Consider the following 13,474-nt stretch of genomic DNA (forward strand, 5'->3'; position numbering starts at 1 on the left):
AAGTTAAAAGTCTATGGAGAAACCTAGTGCGAAAACAATACCTAAAGCGCACATTTATCGGAGTTGCAGTGGCGTTGAGCCTTTCAACCATGCTGACTGGGTGTAATCAAGCCGTGTCAGAACCATCTGCTCCGTTGATTAAGCCAGTCAAATTACTTGCGGTGAACGATCTCGCTGTCGCGGATTCTGATGCCTTTCTTGCCAGAATTGATGCAACTTATCGTGCGCAGCTTTCATTCCAAGTTGGGGGCGAAGTGGAAACCCTTAATGTGCGTATGGGCCAAGAAGTCAGTAAAGGTGATGTGTTAGCGACGCTTGATCCGAAAGATTTGCAACTGGCATTAGATGCAGCCCAAGCGCAATACGCATTGGCAAAAACGCAATGGGAACGTTCGAAAAGTCTATTTAGCAAAAAGCTGATCAGTACAGACAGTTACGATCGCCAAGAGACCCAATACAAAGCCGCTCTGGCGAATCTCGAACAGGCCAAAACGGATTTAAGCTACACAGAAATTCATGCTCCGTTTGATGGTGTGGTGTCCTACACCTATGTGAAACCTTATCAAGTGGTGGGTGCTAAACAAGAAATTTTAAACCTGATTGATAATTCCGCGCTGGATGTTTCTTTTACGCTACCAGTTAAGTTCGCGGAAGAAGTATCACTTTCTGGGCTTAAAAATGCGGAAATGTGGGTAACGATGGACAGTGAGCCGAATAAACGTATTCAGGGCACATTCAAAGAAATCTCAACGCAGCCGAACTCCGATACGAACAGCTATGAAGCAATCGTCACTATCACACGCCCATCCGATCGTAATTTGCTGACGGGTATGACAGGACAAGTTCACATCGCGAAGCAGGATGTGTCTACCGCAATGCAACTGCCTAGTAGCGCATGGGTTACCAAAGATTCGACCGCAGGGCAAGTTTGGGTAATGGACAGCGATACGCAACAAGTGAATAAAGTGACAGTATCACTTAACGAAAGCGGCGCGGTCGAATCTGGCCTTGATCGAAATGATTATGTCGTCACCGCTGGCGTGGAACGTCTTGTCGAGGGGCAAGTTGTGAAAGCGTGGGTTCGCGAGGATGGTATTTAATGAAACGTTCATTATTTGTAATGTCTGCTATCGCACTAGCCGTTTTGACGGGGTGTAATAGCACCGATGAAGTGATTAGCGAGCAACCGTTGTATGTCTCTACGGTTTCTGTTGATGTGCCGGTGAAAAGCCAGTACCGCACCTTTAAAGGTCAAGTTGTGCCAGCAGAGCAAACGCCGATTGCATTTCGTCGCGCTGGTGAAGTTCAACACGTTCTTGTTAAAGCTGGCGATATGGTCAAAGCAGGGCAGATGATTGCCAAGCTTGATGACAGCAAAGAAAAGCAAGCGATGAATGATGCAGAAGCTCAGTATAGCCTTGCGATTCGCCAGCTCAAACGTGGGGAAGAACTCCATAGCCGAGCGATGATCTCGAAAGCGGAACTTGATGAACTCACGGCGAATAAAGAGCTTGCGGAAGCGAACTTCTACAACGCAACAAACCAATTGAACTACACCCGTTTGTTTGCCCCATTTACTGGCAAGGTATCGGACGTGTTTAAAGAGCGCTTTGAGCGTGTCGCCATTGGTGAACCGGTCTTAAACCTTTATCAAAGTGACAAAGTGTACGTTCGTATTGAGCTGTCAGATAACGTATTAGCCATGGTGAATCCAAATACGCAAAGTATGAGTTATCAACCACAAGCAACGTTTTCTGGTGTCGATAAAAAATACGCACTGCAATATTTGGAGCACACCAGTGAACCGAATGCACAGACGCAAACCTATCAGATGTACTTGACCATGCCTCAGCCTAAGAATGAGATTCTTCCGGGTACCAGTGTGAGTGTTTCTGTCGATATGGTTGCGGCGGGCATTACATCAATTGATGGTTACAGCATTCCAATGACGGCGCTGCAAGCAGGCAATCAAGAGGGTGAGTTTTTCGTGTGGAAACTCAACGGTGACGTGGTAACTAAAGTTGCGGTCACTATCGACCAGATCAACGGTGGGGGCGCGATTGTGTCATCAGGTGTTGCTCAAGACGATGTATTAGTCAATTCCAGCTTACGCAAATTGCGTGAAGGGAAGCATGTAGATGTGGTGGAGAAAGAACAATAATGAGCATTGCTGAATACTCAATTAAGAACAAAGTCATCAGCTGGCTGTTCATCGTTATCCTTGCTGTTGGTGGGGTAACGTCGTTCCTAGAGTTGGGGCGCTTGGAAGACCCTGCATTTACGATCAAAGATGCGATGGTGATTGCGACCTATCCGGGTGCAACGTCGAAAGAGGTTGAAGAGGAACTGACCTATCCGTTAGAGAAAGAAATTCGTAAGCTACCTTATATTGATAAGATTACGTCGACGTCATCCAGTGGTATGTCACAGATAATGGTGAGCATGAAGATGGATTACGGTCCGGATGAATTGCCGAAAATCTGGGATGAAATGCGTCGTAAAATTAATGATCTGCAGCCAACTTTGCCGCAAGGCGTTCAATCTTTGCAAATCATTGATGATTTCGGTGATGTTTACGGTGTGATGTTGATGCTAACGGGCGATGATTACGATTACATCGAACTCAAGCGTTACGCCGATCAACTGACACGCGAGCTAGAACTTATTGATGGCGTGGGCAAAGTCGACATTGCTGGCGACCAGCAAGAGATGCTATTTGTTGAAATCTCGCTCGATCGCCTTGCTGCGCTCAACCTAGACATGAATGTGATTTCTGGATTACTCAACCAGCAGAACAATGTGGTCTCTGCAGGTGAGGTAATGGTTAACGGGGAAAGCCTGGTTATTCGACCTAGTGGCACCTTAAACACCGTAGAAGCATTGGAAAATCTGATCATTCATGGGCGAGATACGGGGAATCTTATCCGTTTGAAAGATGTCGCGACGATCAGCCGTGGTATTCAAGAAAAGCCGGGCAACGTGATTTTGTTTAATGGCAAAAAAGCGATCAACATCGGTATCTCGTTTGCTTCAGGTGTAAACGTAGTGGAAGTCGGTCAGCGTATCCAAGCAGAGCTAGCAAGCCTTGAGACGATCAAGCCTGCAGGTCTTGATATGAGCTACTTCTACAACCAGTCGCAAGAAGTGGATGACTCAGTAAAAGCGTTCGTTATTAGTTTGGCGGAAGCCGTTGCGATCGTGATTATCGTACTACTGTTCACCATGGGTCTTCGCAGTGGTGTGATCATCGGTTTGGTGCTGTTATTGACGGTGTTTGGTACGTTCATTTTGATGAACTACAACAATATCGAATTGCACCGTATCTCGCTGGGTGCCTTGATTATCGCCCTCGGTATGCTCGTAGATAATGCCATTGTGGTGGTAGAGGGCATATTGGTTGGCCTTAAAAAAGGGCGCACCAAAGTGCAAGCCGCAACGGATATTGTAAAACAGACTCAATGGCCTTTGCTTGGTGCCACGGTTATTGCTATTACGGCATTCGCTCCTATCGGTCTTTCACAAGATGCGACGGGTGAGTTTATGGGCTCATTATTCTGGGTATTGTGTTTCTCTCTCTTCTTGAGTTGGGTTACGGCAATTACTCTGACCCCATTCCTTGCTGATCTTCTCTTAAAAGAAGAAGAGAAAGGTGAGAATGCAGAAGACGAAGACCCATACAAAGGTTGGTTGTTTGTTGCGTTTGGCGCATCACTAAAATTAGCGCTACGTTTTCGTTGGTTAACGGTTGCTGCAATGATAGCGATGCTCGTAGGGGCGGTTGTCGCATTCGGTCAAGTGAAGCAACAGTTCTTCCCACCATCAAATACGCCAATGTTCTACGTTGATATGTGGATGCCTGAGGGGACCGATATTCGTGAGACCATTAAGAAAGCGGAACAAGTAGAAAGCTATATTCGCACGCAAGATGACATCGACTTTGTATCGGCGTCTATTGGTCAAGGATTGCAGCGTTTTTCACTGACTTACCAACCAGAAAAGAGCTACGAAGCGTACGCGCAGTTCCAAGTACGTACGACCGATCGTGAGAACATGTTTGTATTGCTTAACAAACTCGATGCGGATTTGGCGAAGACGTTTGATAAGCCGACATTCCAATTCAAACTGATGGAGTTTGGCCCGTCACCTGCATCTAAGATTGAAGCGCGTATTACTGGCCCAGATCCTCAAGTGTTGCGTGAATTGGCTGTCCAAGTTGAAGACATTCTGCATACCGATCCAGGTGCGCGTAATATTCGTCATGATTGGCGTGAGCGTACTAAAGAGCTTGTTCCGGTATTTAATGAATCTAAAGCTCGTCGCTTAGGGATCTCGAAAGAAGACTTATCGAGCACGTTACAGATGGCCTTTGGTGGTAGCACTCTAGGGTTCTTACGTGATGGCACGCATATTCTTCCTATCATGACGCGTTTGCCAGAAGCAGAGCGTGTAGATTTTGAATCACTGCAAAACGTGAACATTTGGAGCCCTTCTTTACAGTCATATATTCCTGTTGATCAGGTGATTGATGGTGTGAAGCTTGATTGGGAAGAGCCACTTATTCAGCGTCGTGACCGTAAACGTACGTTAACTGTCTTAGCAGACCATGATGTATTGAGTGATGACACCGCAGCAAGCTTGTTCGCACGAGTACAACCAAAAGTGATGGCGCTGCATATTCCTGAAGGGTATGAAATCACCTGGGGTGGTGAGTACGAATCTTCGAAAGATGCACAAGAGGGGCTGTTTGGTTCATTACCGATGGGTTACTTGTTGATGTTCATCATCACGATGTTGTTGTTTAACTCGCTTAAAAAACCATTGGTAATTTGGTTTACGGTGCCACTTTCGATCATCGGTGTCGCGTTTGGTTTGTTAACTACAAACATGCCTTTCAGCTTCACCGCGTTTCTTGGCTTATTAAGTTTGAGCGGCATGATTTTGAAAAACGGCATTGTTTTGCTAGACCAAATTAACCTTGAGCTGGACTCTGGTAAAGATCCTTACCTTGCGATCATCGACAGTGCAATCAGTCGCGTTCGTCCGGTAAGTATGGCTGCATTAACGACAATACTGGGGATGATACCGCTGGTATTCGATGCTTTCTTCGGCTCAATGGCAATAACAATTATGGCAGGCCTTGGATTTGCTACAGTACTGACGCTGATCGTTGTGCCAGTGATGTTTGCAATTCTGTTTAAAATTAAACCGACCACTGCATAGGGGACAATTGTTCCATTCCTGCCAAGCCCTGAGGTTTTTCCTCGGGGCTTTTTTTACTTTTACGTTAATAGATTCGGTACGCCAACAGATTTAGTACATCAACCTATTGGGTACGCCAACCTATTGGGTACACAAACCGATTTGATTGCACTTGTCTGATTTTAATCATCTTCTAAGAAACCAAAGTGAATTCGTGCGTATACTATGAATAGTAATGAATAACAACGATGAGTTGAGTGAGCGAACATGAACAATCGGGTATTACAAGGGCTTTTTCTTCTTGGGTCTATTTCTCTTATTGGTTGTAGTAGCACCGATGATGTTTCATCAATAGGGGACGAACCAAGTTTTACCAAACAATCCAGCGCTAAGTCAGAAGCAGAGCAGCCAGTACCAAGTAAAACGGTTGATGTCCAAATGATAGCGCAATGGGTGGATACCAGTATCCTCGCGCCGGAAGGTTTATCGCTTCAGAATGACAACATCCAATACCTCACGGGCTCGGCGGATCTCAACAGCGATGGTAAGTCAGAATATATTGTTCTCGTTCAAGATCGCTATTTTTGTGGCAGTGGTGGTTGTACGGCGTATATGCTTAATGACGGAGGAAAAGTCATTAATCGAATGACGGTAACGCGAACGCCAATTGTACTGGCAGACAGTTACAGCAATGGCTGGCAAGATTTCATCGTATGGAGTAATGGTGCCTATCGTTTGATGAGCTATAACGGGCAAGCCTACCCAAGTAATCCATCATTAGAGCCTAAGATTGATCGTGATGCAGGAATGCAAACCGCGATCGCGAATGTGATGGCGTCAGAGCTTTATCAACAAGATGGGTATGACATTATGCCAGGAGAAGCGCAACAGTTGTGGACGCCTGCGAATGTTTATCACCTAACATTCAAGCATTATGGTGATCCGCATCGTCTTTACCAAGCAACAGTGGATATCAACACTGGGGAAGTAGACATTGAATCTGTGCCGATGGCACAGTAATCCGCCTAGCTAGACTGTTTTGAAAGAATTGAAAGAATAGAAAGAATAGAAAGAATAGAAAGCAAAACACCTCCCTTAACTTGCGTTATAGGGAGGTGTTTTTGTATTAGCGATTACACTCGATTATGCAGCAGCTTGTTGTTTCGCATCCGCTTTATTCTTTAAGAATGCGTAAGTGAAACCCGTTACCGCTGTACCTGCTGCGATTGCTACCAAGTACATTAGCACTGGTGAGATTGCGTTAGGGATAAGCAGTACGAACAAACCACCGTGTGGTGCCATCAGTTTTGCACCAAACAGCATTGATAGCGCACCTGTTAGTGCGCCACCCGCCATACATGATGGGATTACGCGCATTGGGTCTTTCGCCGCGAATGGGATAGCACCCTCAGAGATAAAGCACAGACCAAGAACGAATGATGCTTTACCAGCTTCACGCTCGCTTTGCTCAAATTTGTTTTTAGCAATGAATGTTGCCAGACCCATACCAAGTGCTGGAACCATACCTGCTGCCATGATTGCTGCCATCGGTGCGTAAGTGTGTGATGCTAATAGACCAACACCGAATGCGTAAGCTGCCTTGTTTACCGGACCACCCAAGTCGAAACACATCATTGCGCCTAGGATAATGCCAAGCAGAACCGCACTGTCTGAACCCATGTTGTTTAGGAAGTCAGTCAGACCATTCATGATGCCAGAAACTGGACCACCCACGATGTAGATCATCACGAGGCCTGTAAATAGCGTGGCAACAAATGGGATGATCAGAATTGGTTTAAGTGCTTCCATTGATTGTGGAAGTTTCACTTTGTCTGCAAGGAACTTAGCCGCATAACCCGCAATGAAACCTGCCGCGATACCACCAAGGAAACCCGCACCCGTTGAGCTTGCTAGCATACCACCCACAAGACCCGGAGCCAGACCCGGACGGTCAGCAATCGAGAATGCGATGTAACCTGCAAGGACAGGAATCATAAGCGCAAATGCCGAACCACCACCGATGTTCATCAGAGCAGCAGCAAGTGTGCCTTCTTCTTTAAACGCTTCGATACCAAATACAAACGACAGGGCGATGATCAAACCACCAGCAACCACGACAGGAAGCATGTGAGACACACCAGTCATTAGGTGTTTGTATGCGCCTTTTTTCTCGTCTGAAGCAGATGATGCACTTGCAGAACCAGAGTGCTGGTAAACCGTCGCTTGTTCAAACGCTTTATCCATTTCTTCTGCGGTTTTCTTTAGCGCAGGCCCCGTCTTGGTGCGGTACATCTTTTTGCCGTTGAAGCGATCAAGTGGTACTTCGATATCCGCGGCGATGATGACTAAATCTGCGTCTGCAATTTCTTGGTCTGTTAGTTGGTTTTTCGCACCAACCGAGCCGCGAGTTTCCACTTTGATTTGGTGACCACGACGTTTACCTTCGTCTTCTAGCGCTTCTGCTGCCATAAATGTATGCGCCACGCCAGTAGGGCAAGCTGTAATTGCAACAATCTTTTTGATCGTAGCAGCACTATCAACCGGAGCAGATGTTGCTTGCACTAGCGTGGTTATTTGCTCAAGCGTCGTTGCATTTTCAATAGCGGTTTGAAGAAACGCGGTCGCATCTTTTGCTACATTGCTGATTTCTGCTTGATAAACTTTTTTACCTAAGAAACGAGAAGTATCAACCGTGGTATTCGCTGCGATGATAATAGCGTCTGCTTGTTCGATGTCAGCACTAGAAAGTGGCGTTGCTTCTACCACACTTGATTGACATTCAATTTTTGCATTCCAGTTTAGCTTCGCCGCTGCTTGTTCTAGTAGCCCAGCTGCAATGATGCTGTTTGCAACACCGCTTGGACAAGCTGTAATAATGGCAATATTCATAATGATAACCTTCTCTTCCTTAGTTATTTTCTAAGTCGTTATTTTCTAGGTTTGTATTTGCGTTAAGCTCAGCAACTTGAGTTTGTCGCTTAATGTTTTCCAGTTCTTCATGACTGGTTAGGCCCACACCAACTTGGCTCACAGCAAGTGCAGAGAGCGCGGTTGCGAAGCGTAATAGATCTTGTTTTGGCATGACTTGCATGTGACCCCAACATAGGCCAGCAACCAGCGTATCACCCGCACCAACGGTGCTTACCACGTTCATGCGCGGTGGTTGTGCTCGTAGCCATTCGCCCTGGTTTAACCACATTACGCCATCAGCGCCCATGGAAACGACGATGTTCTCAATGCCTTTGTCGCTCAGTGTCTGTGCAGCTTGTTGGCACTGTTCCGGCGTGGTTAGGTGCTCACCGACAAAATCACTGAGCTCTTCATCATTGGGTTTAATGAGCCAAGGATGCGCGTCGATACCAGCACGTAGAGCAGCCTTACTGCTATCGAAAAGTACTTTTTTACCTTGCTGGTGTAGCTTCTCAATCCACGCGGCACACTGTTCTGCTGTTACGCCGCCAGGTAGACTGCCTGCAAGCACAAAGTAATCGTGTGTTTCTGCCAAGCGGAATAGTGTTTCTTCAAATCGAGCAATATCTTCAGCGGAAACTTGTACACCTGGGAAATTGATGTCGCTTACTTGGCCGTCTGCTTCTACCAATTTCACGTTGATGCGTGTTGCGCCGTCGACTTCAACGAATTCGTTGTGAACGCCAATCTCTGCGAATAGTTGCTGAAACAGTTCAGGGTTATCTTTACCTAAGAAGCCCGTTACCGTGACATCCGCGCCCAGATCGCTCAGAACTTTTGCTACGTTGACGCCTTTACCCGCTGCGTGAAGATCGCTATTTTGGACTAAGCTTACTGAACCCACTTTAAGTGCTTCTAGCGAACCCGTCAGGTCAAGAGCAGGATTAAGCGTGATGGTTACAACTTTGTTTGTTGCCATTAAAGATGAAATTGATGCTGTCATGACTTCACTCCTTAACCTTCACCAAGACCAGATGCGATCGCTTTACCGATAGCTTCAAGTGCTTGTGATGCATCCGGACCTTCCGCAGAGAATTGCAGTTGGTGGCCGTGTTTTACACCAAGTGCAATCACTTTCATCAAGCTTTTTGCGTTGACTGCTTTACCATCACCATCAAGGTTAGCTACGCGGATATTCGATTCGAATTTCTTCGCTTCTGCTACTAACATTGCGCCTGGACGAGCATGCAAGCCGTGTGCGTTTTTGATCTTGAATGTTGCGGTGTTGCCGTCTTCAGCCGGAGCTGCAATCTCTTCACCTTTGAATAGCGACAAAACTTGTTCTGCAGTCGCATCCAATAGTTTGTTGTGTTCGTTGTTGAACACAAGGTTAGAGATGGTTTTAAGAATAGATAGGTGAGCATTGTTACAAGCGGCAAATGCAATCAGCGCACGTACTTTCTCGCCTTCTAATTCACAATCGTTCGCGGTAGAAACGAACGATACTGCTGTGCGGCTCACTTGCTTGTCGCTACCCACTAACCATAAACCTTGGCCTAGGTGAGTCGGTGTTTTTGTAACCAGATCTGCAACGAACTCTTTGTCTGCACAACCGGTGTTTTTCAATAGGCCGCCAGCGACTGCGCTCATTTGAACCATATCGCTTGCAGGAAATAGCAGTTGGATCAAAGATGCATCAAAATCGGCTTCTAGCTGCACGTCACCGTGAAGTAGGGCGATGATTTCGTCTTCGTTTTTTGCGTTACGTAGGCGTTCTTCAACACCATCAGCACCCAACACTTTGGTCAGTTGCTTTAGAATGCCCAAGTGCTCGTCTGATTTCGCGGCAATGCCGATCGCAACGAAGACTTTGTTTCCGTCACCCCATTCAACACCCTCAGGAAAGTGGTGAACGGCTACGCCAGTGGTTTTCACCATCTCACGAGTATCCGTGGTGCCATGAGGGATGGCGATACCGTTACCCAAAAATGTGGAGTTTTGGTTTTCGCGATTGATCATACCCTCAACGTAACCTTGTTCTACGAGGCCCTTGTCTGTCAGGCTCTGGGCGATGCTTTTGATCGCGGCAAACTTGTCTGTTGCAGATTGTGAAAGAGTAATGTCGTTCTTACTTAGCTTAAGCATGGTGCTTCTCCAGCCTTAAGGTGTCTATTCTTTTAGTTCATACTCGTTACGCCGTTGAGTGATCGTGGGGCGTAACGTTCGTGTTTTTGTCTAATCGTCGTTGTATCAGTTTTGCAGTATGGTTACTTGCTAACAACTGAATCGATTCAGCAAGAGTTTAAATATAAAAAACACTCAGCAAAACTTTCGATATCCCGTAACCGGATAACACAGTGACGGCCAATTGCTTAATGTGTGCTTTCCAGCTTAGCAAATGGGGCGAGTAACACTTCGAATTTAGTGACTTTCGTCAATTTTTAAGTTTTGCTGAATCCTTTCAGCTTTAATACTGAATCGGTTCAGCATATAATTCAACTTATCGTAGGATCATTGTTGTATTAATATGATCCGGCGCACAGAATAAGGTTTAGGATATGACACTGGATGAAATAGCAAAGCTGGCAGGGGTTTCTAAGACTACCGCAAGCTATGTGATTAATGGAAAAGCGCAGAAATACCGCATCAGCGAAAAAACGCAAAAGAAAGTGATGGCGGTCGTTGAGCAATATAATTTTAAACCCGATCATGCGGCTTCTTCTTTACGCGCCGGTAACTCGCGTTCGTTTGGTTTGATTATTCCGGACTTAGAAAACACCAGTTATGCACGCCTAGCGAAACTGATTGAGCAAAACTCCCGTAAAGCAGGGTATCAAATCTTGATTGGTTGCTCTGATGACGATCCTCAAACCGAAGAAAAGGTGGCGGAAGCGTTAGTGAGTCGACGCATTGATGCGCTGTTTGTCGCGAGCAGTATGCAATCAGCAAGCGAATACTATTTGAAACTACAAAATTCGGGTACGCCAGTCATCGCGCTTGACCGACCTATGGATGATGAACACTTTTGCTGTGTCATTAGTGAAGATTTTGATGCGGCATTTGAATTGACAGAATCTGTTTTATCATCAGAAATTGACACCATCGGTTTGATAGGCGCACTAGAAGAACTGCAAGTTTCTAAAGAGCGAGAGCTAGGTTTTCAATCGGCTTGCCAACAACAAGGCAAGCGCGCTCAGGTTGGTTATGGTCAACACTTCTCTCGTGAAGAGGGCAAGACTATCCTAGATGGTTGGATCGCTGAGGGTAAGTTGCCGGATGCGGTCGTCACTATGTCTTACACCCTGTTAGAGGGGGTGCTAGATGTCATGCTAGAAAAACCTGAGTTAATGGGAAAAGTGCGTTTGGCGACGTTTGGTGACAACCGTTTGTTGGATTTCTTACCCATCAAAATTAATTCATTACCCCAGCAGTTTGAACTGATTGCGGATAGTGCGATGGAGCTAGCCCTTAACGCATCAGCAAAACGTTATAAAGCTGGGATAGAATTGATCCCTCGTAAAATCAACAAACGCTACTAGGATAAAGCGCGACCTCTTTTGTTTATACAACGCAAATGTTTATACATCGTAAATGTTTAAACGACTCAAATGTATAAGCGACACAAAGCAACGATTTAAAGCTTAATCTCTACCGTCAGCGCCACAAATGCGTGGTCGCTGGCGTTTTTGTCCCTTTCAAAGGACGGATTAATTAAGTGCTGATCAAGAACTTGATAATCCGTCACTTCTGCAATCGACACATCTTCGTGTGCGTCAAATTCTTGCGACAATAAAATGTAATCCAGCACGTTCCCCTTGGCGAAATGATAGTGGGTTGCTGGTCTTGAGGTCAGGGGGGGGACGATTTGTAAATCCCACCCATCCGTTAGCCTTAAACCAGATACATCATCTCGATATTTCTCAACCAGCGCACTGTTTACGCTCGTATCCGTTATCGGCTGATTCATGTCTCCCATAAGGACCATCGGCATGGGCTTATTAGCATACTGCTTATTCATCGCATCGCGCAGCATGGCCGCTTCCCAACCGCGTTGCTGAGTCGATAACCAGCGAGCAATGGGGCGACTGGTTTCATCGGTACTGTCACTGTCTGCCGGTCGTTGCGATTTCAGGTGGGTCACAAAAATGGCGATGTGCCCAACAATTGGGTGGATGACATGGGCGCAAATTGGTTTACGACTGAAGTCTGGTGCTTGAATATCGCCAAATGCTTGTAGTGATTGACGGTCAAAACTCACCGCTTCAATGTGATCAATTGGAAAGCGTGAAGCAACCGCAACGACGGGGCGCGAATATATGTAGTCACCCTCAACGTGGGGAGTGTCTACGGTGGCAAAGTGTTCATAACCGATTTGATTGAAAAACGTCTTGGTCTCTTCGATGCTAAAGACTTCTTGTAGCCCGACGATGTCCGGATTGAGTTGTGCCAATTGTGATTTTGTCCACGCAAGTTTGTCTTGCCACTGATCCTGAGAGTAGATGTTCTCAAAGTCATAGAATGCGTCAGGAGGCGCAATGAAATTGAAAAGATTTGCGGTAACAAAAGTAATACGATGGCTTTTGGACAAAATTTACGCTCTTTCAAACAGTTATTGGGTCAGTATATACCCAACTAACGAAGAGGTGCGAGTTTCAGTCAATATCACGTTCCTATTTGATCGTATTCCGTTTAAACTCCGTGAATTGCTAAAAATGAGTAACGAACATGACCCAAGATTACGAACAAGAAGAGTATTTAGACGGCGAAGAGATTGAGATCGAAGCGATTGGTATCGATGTCGACGCACACCCAATTGAGCTGTACAAGCTTTTCAAAATCGCAAACTTGGTCAGTGGCGGTGGTGAAGCAAAGCACATCATCGAAGAGGGCTATGTTGCGGTGAATGGTGAGTTAGAAACACGCAAGCGCCGCAAGATGTACGATGGCGACTTCTTTGAATTCAACCAAGAATATTACGTAGTGGTGTGTGATGCACCAGTAACTGAGCCAGAAACAGCGGAACAAAAAGCGGAAAAGAAAGCGAAGAAAGAAGCGCAAACCGCTCGTAAACAAAAGCCACGCAAAGAGAAGCCACGTAACGAAAAACAACCTAATGTAAAAGGTACTGGCCCGAAATCGACAGGTCGTAAAGCGGCGCATAAAGAACGTAAAGCTCAGAAAGAGGCGCTGTCTCAATCTGCAAAAAAAGGCAAAAAAGCCGACAAGCCACAAGCGACGCGCGATCCAAACAGCGGACGTAACTCCATCGACTTCTTCTAAGTCGCGTTGGATAAACGAATTAATGACATGAATGATGTTAAAGCGCCGACATGAGTTCGGCGCTTTTTTTTGAATGGAATTGCTA

Annotated in this window: 10 protein-coding genes; 6 read left to right on the top strand and 4 right to left on the bottom strand. The window is 45.9% G+C overall.

Going from position 1 to position 13,474, the window contains the following annotated elements; genetic code table 11:
* The first annotated feature begins 26 nt into the window (after positions 1-26).
* The 4 genes from VA249_RS17165 to VA249_RS17180 all read left to right on the top strand — a co-directional run bounded on the left by VA249_RS17165 (position 27) and on the right by VA249_RS17180 (position 6,219).
* Positions 27-1,100, top strand: coding sequence for an efflux RND transporter periplasmic adaptor subunit (locus VA249_RS17165; protein WP_221071920.1), 1,074 nt, complete (start codon positions 27-29; stop codon positions 1,098-1,100).
* The gene (locus tag VA249_RS17170; protein ID WP_221071922.1) at positions 1,100-2,161 is read left to right on the top strand and encodes an efflux RND transporter periplasmic adaptor subunit; all 1,062 of its coding nucleotides are present in this window, start codon (positions 1,100-1,102) and stop codon (positions 2,159-2,161) included. The genes VA249_RS17165 and VA249_RS17170 overlap by 1 nt, the downstream gene beginning before the upstream one ends.
* Entirely contained in the window at positions 2,161-5,220 is a 3,060-nt protein-coding gene (locus VA249_RS17175) for an efflux RND transporter permease subunit (protein ID WP_221071925.1), read from the top strand. The genes VA249_RS17170 and VA249_RS17175 overlap by 1 nt, the downstream gene beginning before the upstream one ends.
* A 246-nt stretch (positions 5,221-5,466) precedes the next feature.
* Complete coding sequence (locus VA249_RS17180) at positions 5,467-6,219, top strand: hypothetical protein (protein WP_221071927.1); 753 nt, start codon at positions 5,467-5,469, stop codon at positions 6,217-6,219.
* 123 nt (positions 6,220-6,342) lie between these two features.
* On the opposite strand, the gene fruA is transcribed toward VA249_RS17180, so the two are convergent.
* Genes fruA through fruB form a run of 3 tightly spaced genes read right to left on the bottom strand, consistent with a single transcriptional unit; the run spans position 6,343 to position 10,254 of the window.
* On the bottom strand, positions 6,343-8,088 hold the full coding sequence (gene fruA / locus VA249_RS17185) for a PTS fructose transporter subunit IIBC (protein ID WP_221071929.1): 1,746 nt from the start codon (positions 8,086-8,088) through the stop codon (positions 6,343-6,345).
* A 19-nt stretch (positions 8,089-8,107) separates the two neighbouring features.
* Positions 8,108-9,112, bottom strand: a complete 1,005-nt coding sequence (gene pfkB / locus VA249_RS17190; RefSeq protein WP_221071931.1) for a 1-phosphofructokinase — start codon at positions 9,110-9,112, stop codon at positions 8,108-8,110.
* 11 nt (positions 9,113-9,123) lie between these two features.
* Positions 9,124-10,254, bottom strand: a complete 1,131-nt coding sequence (fruB, locus tag VA249_RS17195; RefSeq protein ID WP_221071933.1) for a fused PTS fructose transporter subunit IIA/HPr protein — start codon at positions 10,252-10,254, stop codon at positions 9,124-9,126.
* 413 nt (positions 10,255-10,667) lie between these two features.
* On the opposite strand from fruB, the gene cra reads away from it, so the two are divergent.
* Entirely contained in the window at positions 10,668-11,648 is a 981-nt protein-coding gene (gene cra, locus VA249_RS17200) for a catabolite repressor/activator (RefSeq protein ID WP_221071935.1), read from the top strand.
* 95 nt (positions 11,649-11,743) lie between these two features.
* Here the strand turns inward: cra and VA249_RS17205 are convergent, their stop codons facing one another.
* Positions 11,744-12,697 (bottom strand): endonuclease/exonuclease/phosphatase family protein, encoded by a 954-nt coding sequence (locus VA249_RS17205; RefSeq protein ID WP_221071936.1) that lies wholly within the window; start codon positions 12,695-12,697, stop codon positions 11,744-11,746.
* A gap of 137 nt (positions 12,698-12,834) precedes the next feature.
* On the opposite strand from VA249_RS17205, the gene VA249_RS17210 reads away from it, so the two are divergent.
* Positions 12,835-13,389, top strand: coding sequence for an RNA-binding S4 domain-containing protein (locus tag VA249_RS17210; RefSeq protein WP_221071937.1), 555 nt, complete (start codon positions 12,835-12,837; stop codon positions 13,387-13,389).
* Positions 13,390-13,474 lie beyond the last annotated feature (85 nt).

This window comes from Vibrio alfacsensis (genome assembly GCF_019670485.1).
Classification (GTDB): domain Bacteria; phylum Pseudomonadota; class Gammaproteobacteria; order Enterobacterales; family Vibrionaceae; genus Vibrio; species Vibrio alfacsensis.

Coding starts and splice junctions, on each gene's coding strand:
- VA249_RS17170 (WP_221071922.1), top strand. CDS start 1,100: ATGAAACGTTCATTATTTGTAATGTCTGCTATCGCACTAGCCGTTTTG.
- VA249_RS17175 (WP_221071925.1), top strand. CDS start 2,161: ATGAGCATTGCTGAATACTCAATTAAGAACAAAGTCATCAGCTGGCTG.
- VA249_RS17180 (WP_221071927.1), top strand. CDS start 5,467: ATGAACAATCGGGTATTACAAGGGCTTTTTCTTCTTGGGTCTATTTCT.
- fruA (WP_221071929.1), bottom strand. CDS start 8,088: ATGAATATTGCCATTATTACAGCTTGTCCAAGCGGTGTTGCAAACAGC.
- pfkB (WP_221071931.1), bottom strand. CDS start 9,112: ATGACAGCATCAATTTCATCTTTAATGGCAACAAACAAAGTTGTAACC.
- fruB (WP_221071933.1), bottom strand. CDS start 10,254: ATGCTTAAGCTAAGTAAGAACGACATTACTCTTTCACAATCTGCAACA.
- cra (WP_221071935.1), top strand. CDS start 10,668: ATGACACTGGATGAAATAGCAAAGCTGGCAGGGGTTTCTAAGACTACC.
- VA249_RS17210 (WP_221071937.1), top strand. CDS start 12,835: ATGACCCAAGATTACGAACAAGAAGAGTATTTAGACGGCGAAGAGATT.